Origin of the sequence: Microcoleus sp. PH2017_24_DOB_U_A, assembly GCF_020738205.1 — a bacterium.
Classification (GTDB): Bacteria; Cyanobacteriota; Cyanobacteriia; order Cyanobacteriales; family Microcoleaceae; genus Microcoleus.
In genome coordinates this window covers 18,503-34,727 of sequence record NZ_JAEQCT010000028.1, presented here as the reverse complement: position 1 = coordinate 34,727, position 16,225 = coordinate 18,503, and the positions used below count along the sequence as shown (strand labels likewise).

Annotated in this window: 18 protein-coding genes and 1 tRNA gene; 14 read left to right on the top strand and 5 right to left on the bottom strand. The window is 43.2% G+C overall.

The window, feature by feature from the left end; genetic code table 11:
* Positions 1 to 33: 33 nt before the first annotated feature.
* The 4 genes from JGK07_RS06315 (at position 34) to JGK07_RS06300 (ending at position 1,602) form a co-directional block, all read left to right on the top strand.
* Complete coding sequence (locus tag JGK07_RS06315; RefSeq protein WP_293213943.1) at positions 34 to 243, top strand: hypothetical protein; 210 nt, start codon at positions 34 to 36, stop codon at positions 241 to 243.
* 69 nt (positions 244 to 312) lie between these two features.
* Positions 313 to 678, top strand: coding sequence for a hypothetical protein (locus tag JGK07_RS06310; RefSeq protein WP_293213945.1), 366 nt, complete (start codon positions 313 to 315; stop codon positions 676 to 678).
* Positions 662 to 964 (top strand): hypothetical protein, encoded by a 303-nt coding sequence (locus JGK07_RS06305; protein ID WP_293179392.1) that lies wholly within the window; start codon positions 662 to 664, stop codon positions 962 to 964. The genes JGK07_RS06310 and JGK07_RS06305 overlap by 17 nt, the downstream gene beginning before the upstream one ends.
* Positions 965 to 1,155: 191 nt before the next feature.
* Entirely contained in the window at positions 1,156 to 1,602 is a 447-nt protein-coding gene (locus JGK07_RS06300) for a L,D-transpeptidase (protein WP_293223609.1), read from the top strand.
* On the opposite strand, the gene JGK07_RS06295 is transcribed toward JGK07_RS06300, so the two are convergent.
* The 4 genes from JGK07_RS06295 to JGK07_RS06280 all read right to left on the bottom strand — a co-directional run bounded on the left by JGK07_RS06295 (position 1,599) and on the right by JGK07_RS06280 (position 5,933).
* Positions 1,599 to 2,714 (bottom strand): site-specific integrase, encoded by a 1,116-nt coding sequence (locus JGK07_RS06295; protein ID WP_293179386.1) that lies wholly within the window; start codon positions 2,712 to 2,714, stop codon positions 1,599 to 1,601. The genes JGK07_RS06300 and JGK07_RS06295 overlap by 4 nt on opposite strands.
* Positions 2,715 to 2,797: 83 nt before the next feature.
* Positions 2,798 to 2,871: transfer RNA gene (locus JGK07_RS06290), tRNA-Asp, on the bottom strand.
* A gap of 56 nt (positions 2,872 to 2,927) precedes the next feature.
* Complete coding sequence (locus JGK07_RS06285) at positions 2,928 to 4,055, bottom strand: esterase-like activity of phytase family protein (RefSeq protein WP_293191310.1); 1,128 nt, start codon at positions 4,053 to 4,055, stop codon at positions 2,928 to 2,930.
* A gap of 66 nt (positions 4,056 to 4,121) precedes the next feature.
* Positions 4,122 to 5,933 carry a TM0106 family RecB-like putative nuclease gene (locus JGK07_RS06280; RefSeq protein WP_293223606.1) on the bottom strand — a complete coding sequence of 604 codons (1,812 nt, stop codon included), beginning with the start codon at positions 5,931 to 5,933 and terminating at the stop codon, positions 4,122 to 4,124.
* 299 nt (positions 5,934 to 6,232) lie between these two features.
* Here JGK07_RS06280 and JGK07_RS06275 point away from each other — a divergent pair, with 299 nt between their 5' ends.
* The 7 genes from JGK07_RS06275 (at position 6,233) to JGK07_RS06245 (ending at position 11,833) form a co-directional block, all read left to right on the top strand.
* A complete protein-coding gene (locus tag JGK07_RS06275) occupies positions 6,233 to 7,489 on the top strand; it encodes an aminotransferase class V-fold PLP-dependent enzyme (protein WP_293191306.1) in 1,257 nt (418 codons plus the stop codon).
* Positions 7,490 to 7,697: 208 nt separating this feature from the next.
* Positions 7,698 to 8,105: a hypothetical protein gene (locus JGK07_RS06270; RefSeq protein WP_293179374.1), complete on the top strand. Its 408-nt coding sequence runs from the start codon at positions 7,698 to 7,700 to the stop codon at positions 8,103 to 8,105.
* 70 nt (positions 8,106 to 8,175) lie between these two features.
* Positions 8,176 to 8,538: a papain fold toxin domain-containing protein gene (locus JGK07_RS06265; protein WP_293179371.1), complete on the top strand. Its 363-nt coding sequence runs from the start codon at positions 8,176 to 8,178 to the stop codon at positions 8,536 to 8,538.
* Between the two features lie 34 nt (positions 8,539 to 8,572).
* Positions 8,573 to 8,932, top strand: coding sequence for a hypothetical protein (locus tag JGK07_RS06260; protein WP_293179368.1), 360 nt, complete (start codon positions 8,573 to 8,575; stop codon positions 8,930 to 8,932).
* The gene (locus JGK07_RS06255; RefSeq protein WP_293179365.1) at positions 8,916 to 9,140 is read left to right on the top strand and encodes a hypothetical protein; all 225 of its coding nucleotides are present in this window, start codon (positions 8,916 to 8,918) and stop codon (positions 9,138 to 9,140) included. The genes JGK07_RS06260 and JGK07_RS06255 overlap by 17 nt, the downstream gene beginning before the upstream one ends.
* A gap of 236 nt (positions 9,141 to 9,376) precedes the next feature.
* Positions 9,377 to 9,760, top strand: coding sequence for a hypothetical protein (locus JGK07_RS06250; protein ID WP_293179362.1), 384 nt, complete (start codon positions 9,377 to 9,379; stop codon positions 9,758 to 9,760).
* Between the two features lie 129 nt (positions 9,761 to 9,889).
* Positions 9,890 to 11,833, top strand: a complete 1,944-nt coding sequence (locus JGK07_RS06245) for a HEAT repeat domain-containing protein (protein ID WP_293179359.1) — start codon at positions 9,890 to 9,892, stop codon at positions 11,831 to 11,833.
* A 257-nt stretch (positions 11,834 to 12,090) separates the two neighbouring features.
* Here the strand turns inward: JGK07_RS06245 and JGK07_RS06240 are convergent, their stop codons facing one another.
* The gene (locus JGK07_RS06240; RefSeq protein ID WP_293179356.1) at positions 12,091 to 13,293 is read right to left on the bottom strand and encodes a ferrochelatase; all 1,203 of its coding nucleotides are present in this window, start codon (positions 13,291 to 13,293) and stop codon (positions 12,091 to 12,093) included.
* A gap of 484 nt (positions 13,294 to 13,777) precedes the next feature.
* Between JGK07_RS06240 and JGK07_RS06235 the strand changes: the two genes are divergently transcribed.
* From JGK07_RS06235 to JGK07_RS06225, 3 genes are all read left to right on the top strand, one after another.
* Positions 13,778 to 14,362: a hypothetical protein gene (locus JGK07_RS06235; RefSeq protein WP_293179353.1), complete on the top strand. Its 585-nt coding sequence runs from the start codon at positions 13,778 to 13,780 to the stop codon at positions 14,360 to 14,362.
* Complete coding sequence (locus JGK07_RS06230; protein WP_293179350.1) at positions 14,355 to 15,083, top strand: DUF3120 domain-containing protein; 729 nt, start codon at positions 14,355 to 14,357, stop codon at positions 15,081 to 15,083. Before JGK07_RS06235 ends, JGK07_RS06230 begins: the two co-directional genes overlap by 8 nt.
* Positions 15,084 to 15,269: 186 nt before the next feature.
* A complete protein-coding gene (locus tag JGK07_RS06225) occupies positions 15,270 to 16,118 on the top strand; it encodes an alpha/beta hydrolase (RefSeq protein ID WP_293179348.1) in 849 nt (282 codons plus the stop codon).
* Positions 16,119 to 16,225: the final 107 nt, after the last annotated feature.

Here is a 16,225-nt window from a genome sequence, read left to right as displayed (position 1 = left end):
CAGTCAAGCAAACAATCAAACCCAGTTAAACCAATGGAACCAAGATTCGCACGGGTAATTTTAGCCGCAATTTCTGCCAACTTCAATTACACGAAACAAGTGGACGAAAGAACCGGGGGTTCTGGGCAAAACGAAGCCTCGCTTAACGAAGCCATCATGGCTTTAGAAAACCTAGTCAATCAGGTCGGCGAGCAGATTGATGCTCCAGTACAAACAGGACAGACTGAACAACCAGTCGCGTAGCACTTCCCAATTCAATGATGGCGAAATCCGTATTTCGCCATCATTGAATCAATATGGTCAGCAAGAAAAATGAAACCAATTGTAGTTGCAGAAACAGAGAAAGGGCGGGTAAAACTAACATACCCACACCTCCCAGACTTCGAGCTAAAGATGGACTTCAATCCAATAATTGACAAGTTCCACCTCGCAGGCAGTTTTTGCTTGGTGCACTGGCAAGCCAAGCCGTTTGGACTAAGAAGATGGGGAGTCTATGACGGCGGGAAAGACAAATACTACCCATTTACATGGAATGGAGCTCTTTGCTCAACACCTCCGAGATTTCTTCAGATAGATGAAGAACTGGTGAAGTCAGTACCTACAGCGGCCCTACTTTTCATTAACACAACAGTGGTTGTAAAAGAATACCTGACCCTTCAAAATGCAGAAGCTCGTTGACCTAATCAAGGCAGATATTGCTACCACCGTAATTGCTTCCCTTGGGCTAATCGTCGCTTTTCTTGGGTTGTCGATAAGTTTCTGGCAAGCCAGAAAACAGCAAAGAAAAGAACACTTAGAAGAAATTCGATTAAGGGAAATAGAGATAAAGGAAGCAGTCAAGCAACGGGAACACATGGCGCAGCAAATGAAATTGCAAGCTCAACAGGTGAAATTCCAAGGGGAACAAATAGCTCAAATTCTCGATTGGGTCTCCAAAATTACATTCCAGAACAGGAAAGACTAATGGACAAAATCTCACTACGTATTGCATTGTTTTGTATATGTCTTTGCGCTTTCGTTTCTTGCCTAGGACTGATAATTGTAATATTAGAGGCGCAGCCAATTCCACCAAGCTTAATTGAATTAATAATTACAATAATTGCCGTCATAGGAGCTTTCTTGGCTCCGTCACCCCTGCAAAAATAACGGAGTTATATGAAGCGCCATTCACTCGCCTTTACGATGTCTTTAGCGGCATCTAACGACTTAATCTATGGAAGCCTGAAATTAACTTATCCCGACAAGGGATATATTGAATATTCAGCCACCTCAGGATGCACTCAGTGGCAACAACCAGGCGATGAATGGGCGAGAGGAAAAGGCCCGATTCCTAGTGGTTTCGAGTACCAAATCCCAACGGTGCCTTATTGGCTCCCCACACGAGGAATTGAAGGATTTTTCTTTCACATAACACCTGACCCGGTATCAGAGTCCGGTCATGTCAGAAGCGAGCTAGGCATCCACTTTGATGCTAACGTGCCGGGAAGTGCAGGGTGCATCGTACTGAAAAATTTCCCGGGATGGCAGAGATTTTGCGATCGCATGGGGGCGATCGCAAAATCCGGCATCAAGTCAATTCCACTCTCGGTTAACTATAACTAAGGCAATTGTGGCTGATTTATAACGTGGCCGTAGTGCTGAAGGATCATTTTACCGTCGCGATGCCCAGCAATTTGAGCAACTTGTGGCACCGACAAGCCACTTTCAAGGGCTTGACTCAGAAGAGTGTGTCGCGTAGCGTAGGGCTTTCTGTAAGGAATATCCAAAAACAATAATGTGGGCATCCAACATTGAGAACGAAAATTGCCATGATCTATAATTTGCCCCTTGGGGCTTTTAAAAATTAGACCACAAGCATTCTCGGTAATTATTGAGCTAAAAAGAACAAAGACACGATCGGACATCTTCAAAGTGCGGACAGATTCTTTGGTCTTGGGAGATTTACAAATTTTCTGGTATTTCCCCCGCTGCCGAGACACCGACTGCCTGATAAAAATCAGGCGCTTTTCTAAATCAACACTGTCCCAAGTTAACCCGACAGCTTCCCCAGTCCTCACTCCCGAAAAAAGTAAAAATCGCACAAACGGTGCGTAAGTGATATAGACCCGATCGACGTAATTTAATATTTTTTCGATTTCAGCGTCTGACAATGGCGCTTTTTTCTTGTCCGATCGCTGTCGCTCATCTTCTGTTGCCGTGCGAGAGCGAACCCTTTTCAAAGGATTATCCGCTGGCTTAATCAAGCCCTCTTCTACGGCCCACAACAAGCACGATCGCAACATAGACAATCTGCGATTAAACGTGCTCGCAGCCAACTCACTAATTTGCAGCCATTCAGTATTATCAAGCGAAGGATTTCCCGATTTTACAAGCATGGCTCGGACACAAGCATAATGATCTGCTGCGGTTGAAATTGGCAAGTCAAGAGAAACAACCCAAGCATCCCAAAGTTCAAGCCAGCAAATCTTGGGATTAGCTTTTACCCGAAGCGGAGTTTGAGCGGCAGATAACTTGTGGCGATACCTTCCTAGGGATGGATCAAAATTTCCAGCAAGAATATCATTTTCGATTTTTGTGGCGATCGCTGCGACCAATTGCCGATCGCGCTTATTCTCCCATTTTCCACCGGGCAAAGGCGAGAACGAAAACCTAGCGCCCTCAACAGTAAATTGAAGCCGGATCGCTTTCCTATCTTTTGACGGATTAATATTCATTTTGAGCGGATTTTGAGCGCAAACTACGTTAGCGGTAGATCCGACAAATCTATCAAAACTTTAAAAGCTTTGCTACGAGAGAACGGGACAGACGGGGCTCGAACCCGCAACTTCCGCCGTGACAGGGCGGTGCTCTAACCAATTGAACTACTGTCCCTCGTTTTGCCTTTGTTTCAGGCACAATTTCTATTATGCAGATAACTGCACCGTTTGTCAAGAGGTTTTTTGAACTTTTATTTGGAAGCCCAAAATTTGAGTCTCTTGCAGGGGACTGAAGTTGTTGTCGCTTACCAAAATCAGGCCTCTGGTACCATCGGCTAAATCGGGGCCAAATGTCAAGCCCTCAATGTTGTCTAGGGGAATTTTCAGAGTTTCCAAATCCAGCAGCAGCCGTTTTTGGGCGGGGGAAACCTCGCTGATACGGGTTTTGAGGCTTGGGAGTGCTTCAATGCGATCGGCTTTTTCCAAAGAAATCTCAAAAATTCTGATCGTCGTGCCGGTTTCCAGGGAGAAAGCGCGCTCTAAACTCAGCAAGCGCTTGTCGTCGATCGCCAATAAATCCACTAAACCGTTGCTAGTTAATTTTCCCACAGGATTGGCACCAGGGGGTAGCGGTTCCGTGATGTAGGCAAAGGAGGCATCTGGATTGCCACTCGCAGCATCGTACCGCAAAATCCGGCACGGGCTGCCTTTTTCTAGGGAAGTTACGGCGCCATCTTGAACTGTAGCGTTTTCGGTGGCGGTGAATAAGTATTTGCGATCGGCAGTTAGAGTCAAGTTTTCAAAGGCGAGATTGTTGCGGATGCCTTTAGTACCTTTGGCATCGGGCAAAAATAGGTCAGGAATTGGTAGCGTTTTGAGCAGTTTACCATCCAGGGAGAATTCTTTGATGAAAGGAGCGATTTGGCGATCGACATCTCCCTCAGAAGAAACAAACACGCTTTTGCCAGTAAAAGTTATCCCTTCGGGATCTAAACTGAATTCGGGAAAACTTTTACCGTTTTCATCTAATAAAGTCGTCACACCAGTAAATTCAATATTGTCTTTCTCCAGCTTACCAGATGCCAAGTTAATTTTCAGAGAATAGAAGCGCGCCGGAGCCTTGCTGCTGCGGTCATCAGAAATAGCATAATAAACTTGTTTCTCCGCATCATAGGTAATTCCCGAAAGTCCGCCAATTTCTGTCCCCCCAAAGGGAGAACCTGTTGGAAATATTGCCCTACCGATAAAATCTATTTTGGTAACAGCGAAAGATTGGGCCGAAAGATTGACAAAAATAGCAACAGTTGCTGCCATCAAAAAACAGGCAATAAATATAAGTATTTTCCCTAAATTGTGCATCTTACTATCTTCTTATCTTTCTTGCTTCGCGGCCTTTGCGTCTTCGCGGTTCGTTCAATCAGAAAATTACTGTTTCTGACTCAACAAAAAATTAGTCAACCAATCTTTAACGATGTAAGTAGCGCGACAGTCGTCCTCATTGTAGCGGACGATCGCCTCCAAGAGATCGCGATCGCCCGTTTTGAGCCAATCATCGTACCAACAGACACACTGAGCACCGTTAGCCTTAGCATCGCGCCAGTCAAAACCCAACCAGCGCGCAATGGGTTTGAGTGCGTAACTTTCCACCGGCATAATCGCTTGCTGCGTCACTTGCTTGTGAATATCCACAAACCTTTTCAGCACAGGCTTCCACAAGTAAGCTGGAGTGTTGTAAAGTTTAGCCAGTCGCTTAAAAGTCTTGACTTCGTAGTCACAAAAGTGGAAAATCGGAGCAATGGGATAAGCCCACATTAGTTCTAAAAATTGCTCCCAGATTGCACCTTCCTCAGCCGGTGATTCTGCAAGGAAGCCGTGGAATTTTTCAGTGTTGTTGTACCTGTCAACAACTAATACTCCGTGGAGATAATCTAAATTTAACTCCGGTTCGGCTTCAATATCAAAGTATAGTTCAATTGGTGCGATCGGCAAAAAGACAGATTGTGAATAAGGAATTGGTTTTTTGCGGAGAATCGGCGCAGGTATAGAAGGTGCAGCAGATTTATTTTCTGTAATCTTTACGGACTCAATTTTAGCTATTACTAAACTATTCCCTGCAACTTCTGGTATTCTGATAAACTGATTAACCGCTGTCGTTGCCGAACCTCTATCTTTAACATCCGTTAAATCCGTTACATAATCCGCTGCCGAACTTCCTTCTTTGACATCCGTTAAATCCGTTACAAAATCCGTTGACGAACTTCCTGCTTCTCGCACAAACGGTTGATTTAACAAAGTCGATCGCGCTTGTTGCACCACATCGACAGCCACTCCCGCCACAAACTCAGGATAACTCGCTAATAAATCGGAATTAGCATTAGCCAAAGATGCTAAATCAGTCAATCCTAGAACTTTTAATATAGCATATCGCTTAGCCGTAACTCCCGGCAATAGCGAAAGATGTTTAATCGATTCGGCTTCCTCGTGACAAGCCGTATACCAACCGCAAAGAGTACACTTTTGCCGAGAAATGAAAACCTCCGGTTTCTGCCGATTTTCTAACATCTCAATGCACTCATCCAAAATCTGGAACATTTGAGGCATTCGCTGGTAGAGATTCACCGCCCAAAGCCCTTTTGTCCGCAGCATCAGCCACGCAGTTTCGGGCATTGTTCCCTGCATGGAAGCTAAGACTTTCGCATGAAAAGCAGCAATAATTTGATAGTCTAGTTTTGGTTTTTTACTTAACCACATATCGGCTGTCGCATAACTCCAATTACCAAAATTGGAATCTCCAGGCTGTTTGATTAATAAGTGCGGGCGACTGACGAGAGTGATTTCGGAAGAGTGCAGGATTGAGGAGGAAAGATGCACTGAAGTTTCGGGAATCTCGCCAATGTCTGGCAAATATTGACCGTCAATCCCTGATATAGAAGCTGTTTCACCATTGGTTTTACCTAATTCATCTTGGCAAAGGACTCCTCGATAAATGCGATCGACTCCTTGCTGCATTAAACTCAAAGTAGCCGCCGCACCAGCCGCCCAATCCCCTCTAGGATAATATGGTTGTTCGTAGGTTTCGGATTCTAAAGTTTGCTGCTGGTATGTCGAGCTATCTCGCATCAATTTTAGCAAAAAGTCACTTGGTGGATCTTGTTGTTTCCAATCTCCCAATATATCTAAAAATGCTCGGAGATTACATCGTTGATAGGAAAGTAGTAGTTTGTCAGTTATTAACATTTAGTGTTTACAGAAGGTTCGTCAACGGATTGTGTCACGGATGTCACGGATGTAAAAGATAGAAGGTTTGGCAATCGATTGATTATATAACGGATGTAACAGATGTCATGGATGTAAAAGATAGAAGTAAGAAGGCTTTTTGAGAGAAGTTTTTGACATTAATATTTATTCAATCTGTCATGCCGCACACACAGTCCATATATAGTATTTTGTAGAGGCAATCCCCGTAGTTGCGTATTCCTAGGGTTATTGTGTAAGTTCTATCAATATTAACGTTATCAATTAATTGCCCAGAAAAAATGACAAAGGACAAACACCGGCAACAATTTCCAGCTTTGGCCAATAAAGCTTATTTTAACTACGGCGGACAAGGGCCGTTGCCTGAGACTGCTTTAGAGGCGATTTATGAGGCCTATAAGCGGGTGCAGCTTGGGGGGCCGTTTTCGGGGGAAATCGGTGCTTGGGTGGCTCAGGAGGCGATGCTGACGCGACGTGCGATCGCAAACGAGTTAGCTGTCCCTCCCGAAACGATCGCCCTGACTGAAGATGTCACCGTCGGCTGCAATATTGCTCTGTGGGGCATTGATTGGCATCCTGGCGACCATTTATTGCTTTCTGACGGAGAACACCCTGGCATTGTAGCTAGTGTAATGGAATTGCAGCGCCGTTTCAACCTTGAGGTTTCGATTTGTCCGCTAGTGGCTACTTTGAATCAGGGCGATGCGGTGGCGGTAATTGCTAATTATTTGCAGCCGAATACTCGTTTGTTGGTAATCAGTCACATCTTGTGGAATACTGGCCAAGTTTTGCCTCTGACTGAGATTGTGAAAGTGTGCCATGAAGGCTATGAACCCCCCCTAACCCCCCCTTGCCAAGGGGGGGGACAAGAGGAATTTGCACTAATTTCATCGGGGGGACAAGAGGAATTGCTGGCTACAAAGAAGAAAGTCAGAGTATTAGTTGATGCGGCTCAATCTGTGGGAGTTTTGCCTTTGAATTTGATTGAGTCGGGAGTTGATTTTTATGCTTTCACGGGTCATAAATGGTGGTGTGGCCCGGAAGGTTTGGGTGGACTTTATGTGAGTGCAGAAGCTTTGGCAGATTTGCAGCCGGTGTTTATCGGTTGGCGGGGAATTGTGACGGATGCTAATGCTAAACCGATTGGCTTAAAACCGGGAGCTCAACGTTACGAAATTGCGACTTCGGCTTATCCTTTGTATGCGGGTTTGCGAAGTGCGATCGCCCTGCAACATGAATGGGGTACAATCGAGGAAAGGTATGCAGAAATCTGCCGTTTGAGCAAGTATCTCTGGGAACGTTTGTCGGAAATTAGCCATGTAGAATGTTTGCGGACTTCGGCACCGGAAGCGGGTTTGGTTTCGTTTCGATTGACTAACGGGATGCCGCATAAAAAGCTTGTCGATTTGTTGGAGAAGCAGGGAATTATGGTGCGGACAATTCTGAATCCTGATTGCGTGCGGGCTTGCGTTCACTATTTCACCACTGAGGCAGAGATTGATAAGTTGGTTGGGGAAATAGCCATTCAATTAGTATAGTCGAAGTGGGTTTATCTATAGTCCTGGACGCACGGGTAATCAGAAACCGGGTTTTTGCGAGAATACTCGGTTACAGTCGCAGAAACTGTGAAAAACCCGGTTTCTTTGGTCGGACTGCGTAAGTCCTGTCCTATTATTTTAAGCTAAAATTAATTACCCGTTGTTTTTTCGTTGGGTTTACGTTAGGATATAGTAAGGAGGTTAAACTATGCAGATTAAAAATAAAAAATTTAGGTTGCGAAGCGGTGCAAACTGGACATCCTTTGAGAAGTTTCGTTTGCAGGGCGCAGAAGCACTTAGTTCGATCGCCAATGGTGTCATTGCTACCCTCCAAACCAAAACAGGACAGTACCGGATTATTGAGGAAAATGACTTTCAAGCAATGTATGGACTAGCCCGTGATGTCGATCGCATGAGAGGAGGATTGCGTATCGTCATCTTGGCTGTGCGCGCAGCACAAAAACACCCCGATCCAGAGAATCTGAATCTACTTGCTGAAGCAGTTGCTATGCTGGGAGATTTGCCTGAGCTTCCTACCCGCAATAGCTTCGAGCGATTAGTTCCAGAGAATTTCGGCTTGGATGAGGATGATGAAGTGATGCTCGATCAAAAATGAAATTGATCGTCCTTTGCAATCTGAGAATGCGATCGATTTTGATGGAAGATTTTAGAGGGTGTGAGGGAAAGTGAGCGATTTTTCCGATGAGGAGATTTATCGAGAGATTGGTGCGATCGTCAGCCAGTACGATATCCTTAAATGTGACCTGTGTGCCCAAGCCGTGTTAAAATGGCTAGCAGAAAATGGAATTGCGGGTAAGTTACTCAAGCTCAAAACTAAGTATAGAGAAGAATTTATCTTAAGTACACGCTTAGAAATATCGGAAGGTACAAATGAGTCTATTACAACGAATGGAACTCACTACGGAGTTGAACTACGCGGGCTAGTTTTTGATAATTTGTCAACTGAGGGACTGTCTAGAGAAGATTGGGTGAATGATTTTTCCTGTCGCAGAGGAGAGTTTATAGTTGAAGAATTAGACAGTTTATAAAAGTGTTTATTGAAAAAAAAAGGAGACTATTGAGATGAGCGGACTTTTTGAGATGTTGAATAAAATTCATAAAAAACCAGGAATGTATATCGGACGGGCTTCTGCAAGCGATCTTTTTATGTTTATAGTCGGTTATAGAACGGCTAGAGAAGAGTTGGGATTTGAACCCACAGAAAAGGAAATGCAATTTTATGGCGATTTTCAACCCTGGTTGCAAAAGCGATATGAAGTATCAACATCAGGTTCATGGGCAAGAATAATCGAGTTTTATACTAACAATGAAGAACGAGCATTTTATCGTTTTTATGAGTTGCTTGATGAGTTTTTGCAGCGAGATAACCATTCAGAAGTAGCGCAAGTTAAGGAAAAAGTCGGTAATGTCAAAACTGCATAGTCAATTGTCAAATTTTGGCGCTCAATGCCGGATCGAAGAAACCTGGTTTTTTTCCCAAGTTTCGCACTGTCACCATAATTCGAGCGTGTCACCAAACTTCATTACCCACAGCAACTCCACTATCAATCTCATTATGAATGTTTTCAGGTGCGATCGGCTCAACCAACTCCTCAAGCGAATATCGCCGACGAGCGATCGGCTTCGATAATTTGCTCGGCGGCAATAGATGCGTCTATTTCCTGAGAGTGAGCTGCATAAAAAGCGAAAACTTCGTTAACTTGAGCTTCATTGTAGGGAGCGATTTTACTCTCGTTTGAGGCTCGTCACTTAGCGGTTTACCCCAAATTATTGAGCGGCTACAAAATGTAGGGCTATTACTATTGGCAATGCCAATCGGAAGATCGTATGCTAGACTGGATACAAACTACTACCAAACTGTAAATTATGGAACCTGTATCATTGACAGCTACAGCGCTTGCAACCTTGGTCATAACGAAAGCTGCTGAAAAGACAGGTGAAAAGATTGGGGAGAAGGCACTTGAGCAGGGTGGCAAGTTAGTGCGACTACTCAAGGAGCGCTTTCCAGCCACAGCAACTTCCATAGAACTAGCCGAACAACAGCCCTTAGATGGTGGGCAAGTAGTTCTTATTCAACAACAAGTAGAAGACGCGGCAAACGCAGATCCAGAAATTGCTCAAGCAGTTCAAGCCGTAGCAGGCGCTGTTCAGTCTCAAGCGACTAGCATCTATAATTTTGCAAAATTAGCAGAAAAAATTGGGATGGTTGTACAAGGAGGCACTGTTAATAATCCTTCCTTCAATTTCTGACTGACGTTTCCAGAACCGCTCGCAGAAATATCGAAAGAAGAGATAGTAAACTATGCGGCTAATGCTATCAAATGGTCTACCAACTATTACGAGAGTATGTGGGGTGGGAAGTATATCTCACTGCAAGGTTTGGTAGATCCAGTCACTTCTTTAGATCCTAAAATTACAAATAAGCTCAGTAACGATTCCTCAGTCTCTGTATCCATTGAAAAGCCAGTTTTTGATTTCATTAATGAATACCAAAAACTTTTAATACTTGGTGAAGCTGGATCTGGAAAGACCACTGTACTTTTGGAGCTTCTACGTCGGGAGTGTGGTTTGATTTTGGACTATCAGGCATTTTCATCAATTCCTGTATATGTTCCTTTGTCTTTGTTGAGTCAAAAAAATGATATCTTAGAACTTCTGGATGCAAGTCTTTCACAAAATGGTTTGTCTGTACCAAATAGTATCCTCTGTAAAATGCTGTCAAATGGACATTTCACTGTACTTTTGGATGGCATAAACGAAATTCCTTTGTTTCTACGAGAATCTGGTGTTGAGCGTAATATTTTAACGTTTATCCATAAATACCCAAAAAATAAATATTATCTTACGAGCAGAATTCATGATTTCCGAACAAAAATAAAAAAAGAAATTAGTTCAATTACTATACAATGTCTGACGGCAAAAAAACAAATAGTTTTTGTTCAAAATTATCTAGATAAAAAAGATACTAATAGATTTTTTGAAATAACAGGATTTAATTTAAAATCAGATTTTCAAAGCACAAATTCACCTATTAATATACTGCGAAATCCTTTACTTCTTTGGATGACAATTCAAATATTTAAGCAAACAAAAGAAAGAACCTATCTATCAAAAGGAGGTATATTTAAGAAATTTGTCGATCATGTTTTCCAAGACAGAGAGGATTGTAGACCTAACAAATACTGCATACAACTCAAAATCCAGCTTTTGGCAAGTCTTGCATTTGAAATGCTCAAGGATGGGTATATAGTGACTGCAACTTACGATTTTGTAATGTTTATATTTGCTACCTATGCAAAATCGCATAATCAGAATACAGAAAATATAAAATATTCATCACAAGAAATATTGGAAGAAATCCTTTTACATGGATTTTTACGTCAAGTAACCAGTCAAAAAATTGAGTGGAATCATCAAGCATTTCAAGAATATTTTGCAGCCGTTAAACTCACGCAAATTTTTGACTCAGGAGGTAATATATCACCCCAAATTAGTAATAACGAATGGAAAGAAGTTATTATCATAGCAGCAGATATTGTTAAAGAACCAGAAAAATTCATCAAAAATATAATGTATGGTTGGCTTGGTATCACTGGAATATTTACTATGCCAGGTCAACGAGACGTATTAGCTCGTGCAGCAATGTTAGCCAGTGAAGAACGCTATTCTAAAGAATTTAGACAACAAGTAATAGAAAATAACCATCGGCTGAATAAAAACTTGCAACAACGATTTGTTGATTTATGTGAAACAGATTTATTCATAGGTAATCGGCTAATAATTCTGATTGGTAAATATCTAATTCAGCTAGATAAATTTGAAAACATAAAAGCTTTTGGCATCTGGTTAGTAGGAATATCGAAGAATACAGAAATGGCTTCAGAACTTCTGATACATTTACAGGATAGACGATGCAATATCCGATGGATCACAGCAAAGTCCTTAAAACTTTTGAAGAGTTGCGAAGCAGTTGATGCTCTAATTCATTGCTTGAGAGATACGGATGGGGATGTGAGATGGATTTGCATGCGTGCATTAGCAGATATTGGAGACAAGAGGGCAGTTATGCCTTTGGTTGCATTTCTTGATCATGAACATCCTGTAACAAGAGCTGCTGCGGTTTGGGCACTAAGTGATATAGGAGCATCTGAAGCACTAAGCGCTCTTGAAGAAGCCAAGCAAAAACCAGCTAATGCAGTGATGCTTTGGTGGGGACAAGCATTGGACGAAGCTATTGAAAGTGCAATAGTACATATAAAAACAAAGAATACCATCAATAGTTTTTCGTATTATTTATTGTTTAGCCTCTCCTATTTAGGTTGATACACTTCGATTTTATAGCTAGTGTGAACACTCTAAGGATTTTTTTAAAAGATATATCTACAGTTTAGCGACTAAGCATATGTCTGGCAAGCATAGAAAATCTGATAAAAAAGCCGATCGCCCTTTCCCTAAAAACACCAAAGTGGGTAAATTAATCTCGATTTACCCACTCCCACAAAAAAAGAAACCGGGTTTTTACCGAATCTGTCGTCTTCAACGCAGTATTATCGCAAAAAACCCGGTTTCTAAGATCCTAATTAATGATTGTGCCCGTGGCCACCATGATTATGCCCATGATCGCCGTGAGAATGCCCATGATCCCCATGATTATGCCCATGATCCCCATGAGAATGCACGTGATCCCGAACCACCAAATTCGGATTAACCGCGATCGCACTTTCACTCAACAACGCTTCAATTTGAGGATTTGCCCACTCTGCCGCCATTTTCAGGAACTCAGGATGGTCGTTAACACAAGGCAATTTGCGGTAAGTAACTCCTTGACGTTGCTTCTGTAAACCCTCAATAATGTGGTCTACATCTAACAAAGTTTCGTGGTTTTCTGTCGCAAATCCGATCGGCATAAACACGATCGCAGTTGCACCCAAATCAATCAAATTCTTCGCAGCCAACGTCGCATCCGGCTGAGTCCATTCAATCAGCGGCGTGTCATGATTCAGCCAGCCCACCGAAATCAAAGGATAACGATACATCAAACGTTCCCGCACGCGATCGTACAAAGCTTGACTTTCCACAATCCCCGAAGTGAAGCCCTTCGCCTTGTGCGGACAACCGTGATTCATCAGCACAATCCCAATCTGAGAAGGCAAATGTGCTACAGCTAAATCGTTTTTAATTTCCTCTTCAACCAAATCCGCCATTAGCTGGATGTAAGCTGGTTCATCGTAAAAAGAAGGAATATAACGCTGTCCTGTTACCCAATGTTCTTTACCATCAAAGGTTTGTGCTAAAGCATTGTTTACCTGTTCCACAGCAATCCCGCTAGTGAAAACAGAATCAACAACCAACAGCGGATAAATCAGAATTTTGTCAAATCCTTCTGCTTTAATTTGCGGGATTACTTGTTCCGGCAAAAACGGCGCGCAAAAGTTAAAAGCTTTGAACACTTTTACTTTATCGCCCCATTTCTCCTGCAAATTCTGTTCAATCCCCGCCCGTTGTTGTTCAAAAATTGCATTGTGGGGCGACACGAATTTACCGTGTTGGTGACTCCACTCGTGCAAGTCAAAAATTGCCAAAATCTTCGCCAGTGGCGGATAAATCCAATTTGGTACTGGCGCAAACTTTGCCGTCAGTAAGTTTAAAGCTTGTTCGTTGTAATTCGCAAAATCGTCGTAGCTTTCGACTTCGCCGTAACCCATCAGCAAGACGGCTACGCGATCGCTGTTTGCCGGTGCGGCAGATGTTTTGAATTCAATTTTTTCTGGAGAAGCAACCACTTTGTATTCCTCAATTTTATTTATTCTAAGAGATCCAGACAGGATGAAGAGTGGATCTGAGATTTTTGATTGTTGGCGATCGCACGAGTTGCGCGCGCTGGGCTGATTCCCGGTTTCTGCACCGATAATTCCGGGCTAAACCTCTGATTTATCCTAGAAACCGGGTTGATGAGTGTCAGTCGTGAATCGGTTTTTTGGTTCCGACCCGAAACTCGTAGGGTGACTAGAACTAGAATCAGACTTTATTCAGCCTGACAGGGAATGGGGTTAGGGGGGATAAGTTTTATGTTTTCTTAAGACTCTTTCGCCTTGCCTCGGATTCCGCAGGTTTGCAGCGTTCCCAGCGTTTATTTTGGGGGGATATTCTTCAAACTTTGCGCTATCATGAGTTTAATATCCTATCCCCCCGTATGGCATATAATTAGTTATGGTGTACAATAAAGTAAAGTTATGTTAAGCTCTTGATTAATTTTATTGAAGCACAATGAGACTGGTAATTTGCCCCGGAATCCACGACCCAAAACTCACTGATTGTTTCCTAGAGGGACTTTCGGAAGTTTGGGGAAACGTAGAACCTCGGCAAAATATCCAAAGATCTTACTCTGTTAAGATTTTCCCAGCTCATAAACAGCCACCTTTTTCAGCCCTTGACATATTCCACTTTTTGTGCAGTCAAGAGTTGACAGGAGAAAGTCTAGTATTCGTTAGTTTTTCGGCTGGAGTAGCCGGGGCGATCGGGGCTGCGTGGATGTGGCAACAAATCGGCGGGAAAGTCGCTGCATTCATTGCTTTGGACGGTTGGGGAGTACCCCTGGGGGGCAATTTCCCGATTCACCGGATCAGCCACGATAGCTTTACACACTGGAGTTCAGCTATTCTCGGTGGCGGTGAAGACAGTTTTTATGCCGATCGCCCCGTTGAACATTTAGATTTGTGGCGATCGCCCCAAACCGCGCAAGGTTGGCAAATCAGTCAAACAGCCGATCGCATCGAGACGACGAAACCAGCCACCGCAGCAACATTTTTAGTTCACTTATTGAAACAGTACGGAGTCCAATCAGTTGTTTAACTTTAATTTATTATCATCGGCGATCGCATCTACTGCTACTTTTACCGGCATAGAAAATCCTGTATCTTCTTCAGATAGAAGCAAGAGCATTCAGCAGTGGTTGGTATTTGGCGCATCAGCATTTTTAGTCTCAATTCCAGTCTTTGTGCAAGCACCATTAGTGCGTTTGTATCCCACCATCAGTTTGCTATCAACTATCCCCTGGTTCGTACTTAGTTTAATCTTAATTTTCCGCCCAAAAACTCAACTTTGGGGAGACTTATTATTGGGATTTGCCGGATGTTGGCTGGCTGGTTCGATTTATTGGGGCTGGTTTAGATGGGAACCAATTTTGCACTTACCGATAGAAGCAATTGGTTTGCCATTTGCGATTTGGTGTTTGGGTAAATCTTGGGGGAAAGTTGGAGCATATTTTTATTTAGGTTCGTTACTGGGAACCGCTATTACCGACATATATTTTTACTTGACAGGTTTGATGCCTTACTGGAGACAAGTGATGCACGCGGAACCGGAATTGGCTATGCCGATTTTCCAAAGTGCGATCGGGCAAATTGACACTCCTTGGGGTATTGGTTGTGCGATCGTTTTAATTGCTGTACTTTTGACTGTGGGTTTGATCAGTTTGCGCGATCGTCAATTACACTGGCGCGCCTTCAGCGGAGCAGTTTTTAGCACGCTGTTAGTAGATGGTTTATTCTGGTTGGCCGCTTCGGCAGCTTAAGCTTTATGGTTGGTTTCTATGTGTATGATTTTTGACCGCAGATGTGGGCGGATTGACGCAGATTAACGCAGATTTTTGGATAAATGTAGTTTTGAGATTCCTGACTTCTTTAAGAAGTCGGGAATTTGGGTATTTAGTGAACAATTATGAGTTAGAATCTAAAATCTAAAATCTAAAATCAATATCATGTCTTTCATTTCAGTTCGCGGTGTAGAACATTATTACGAGTGGATAACAGCAGACAATAGCGCCCAACCCAGCGGCAAACCAGTTATGGTATTTCTCCACGGCTGGGCTGGCTCAGCCCGCTACTGGGAAAGCACTGCACAGGCGATCGCCAATGACTTTGATTGTTTGCTGTACGATATGAGAGGTTTTGGTCGATCGCCCTTACCGCCATCACCTCCTGAGTCCAGTTACGAGCTCGAAACCTACGCCCGCGACTTAGCCGAATTATTAGAAGCTCTGAATTTAAGCCGCGTCTTTCTCAACGCTCACTCTACAGGAGCATCTATTGCTACTTTATTTCTCAACCTTTACCCCGAAAAAGTAGAAAAAGCCATTCTCACTTGCAGCGGCATTTTTGAATACGATGAGAAAGCCTTCACAACTTTTCATAAATTCGGCGGCTATGTAGTCAAATTTCGCCCGTCTTGGCTGGCTGCTATTCCGTTTGCCGATCGCATCTTTATGGCTCGGTTTTTGCGCCAATCTCTCCCCACAGCCGTCAGTTTAGCATTTCTCAAGGATTTCTTAATGGCAGACGAGGAAGCTGCGATCGGTACAATGGTGACAGCAGTTAGCAAAAGAGCAGCCGAGGAAATGCCCCAGGAATTTGCACGGTTGAGTGTGCCCACACTGCTGGTAGCTGGAGAATTCGATCAAATTATCCCCGCCGCCATGGGAGAACAAGCAGCCTCCCTCAGCAAAAAAGTAGAATTTGTTATAATTCCCAATACAGCTCACTTTCCAATGCTGGAGGATGCCGCAACATATTTGCAGCTAATCCGAGACTTTTTGCCAGCAGCAGCTTAGCTGAGTTATAGTTCATCCAATGTACGATCGGACAAACAAGCTTTTATAGCCGTTTTTGCTCCGATCTTAATTTTTAATTCCTAATTTCTTAAAGCGAAAGGTGGTAA

Excerpts from the sequence above, each read along its gene's own strand:
- JGK07_RS06315 (WP_293213943.1), top strand. The coding sequence starts at position 34 with ATGGAACCAAGATTCGCACGGGTAATTTTAGCCGCAATTTCTGCCAAC.
- JGK07_RS06310 (WP_293213945.1), top strand. The coding sequence starts at position 313 with ATGAAACCAATTGTAGTTGCAGAAACAGAGAAAGGGCGGGTAAAACTA.
- JGK07_RS06305 (WP_293179392.1), top strand. The coding sequence starts at position 662 with ATGCAGAAGCTCGTTGACCTAATCAAGGCAGATATTGCTACCACCGTA.
- JGK07_RS06300 (WP_293223609.1), top strand. The coding sequence starts at position 1,156 with ATGAAGCGCCATTCACTCGCCTTTACGATGTCTTTAGCGGCATCTAAC.
- JGK07_RS06295 (WP_293179386.1), bottom strand. The coding sequence starts at position 2,714 with ATGAATATTAATCCGTCAAAAGATAGGAAAGCGATCCGGCTTCAATTT.
- JGK07_RS06285 (WP_293191310.1), bottom strand. The coding sequence starts at position 4,055 with ATGCACAATTTAGGGAAAATACTTATATTTATTGCCTGTTTTTTGATG.
- JGK07_RS06280 (WP_293223606.1), bottom strand. The coding sequence starts at position 5,933 with ATGTTAATAACTGACAAACTACTACTTTCCTATCAACGATGTAATCTC.
- JGK07_RS06275 (WP_293191306.1), top strand. The coding sequence starts at position 6,233 with ATGACAAAGGACAAACACCGGCAACAATTTCCAGCTTTGGCCAATAAA.
- JGK07_RS06270 (WP_293179374.1), top strand. The coding sequence starts at position 7,698 with ATGCAGATTAAAAATAAAAAATTTAGGTTGCGAAGCGGTGCAAACTGG.
- JGK07_RS06260 (WP_293179368.1), top strand. The coding sequence starts at position 8,573 with ATGAGCGGACTTTTTGAGATGTTGAATAAAATTCATAAAAAACCAGGA.
- JGK07_RS06255 (WP_293179365.1), top strand. The coding sequence starts at position 8,916 with ATGTCAAAACTGCATAGTCAATTGTCAAATTTTGGCGCTCAATGCCGG.
- JGK07_RS06250 (WP_293179362.1), top strand. The coding sequence starts at position 9,377 with ATGGAACCTGTATCATTGACAGCTACAGCGCTTGCAACCTTGGTCATA.
- JGK07_RS06235 (WP_293179353.1), top strand. The coding sequence starts at position 13,778 with ATGAGACTGGTAATTTGCCCCGGAATCCACGACCCAAAACTCACTGAT.
- JGK07_RS06225 (WP_293179348.1), top strand. The coding sequence starts at position 15,270 with ATGTCTTTCATTTCAGTTCGCGGTGTAGAACATTATTACGAGTGGATA.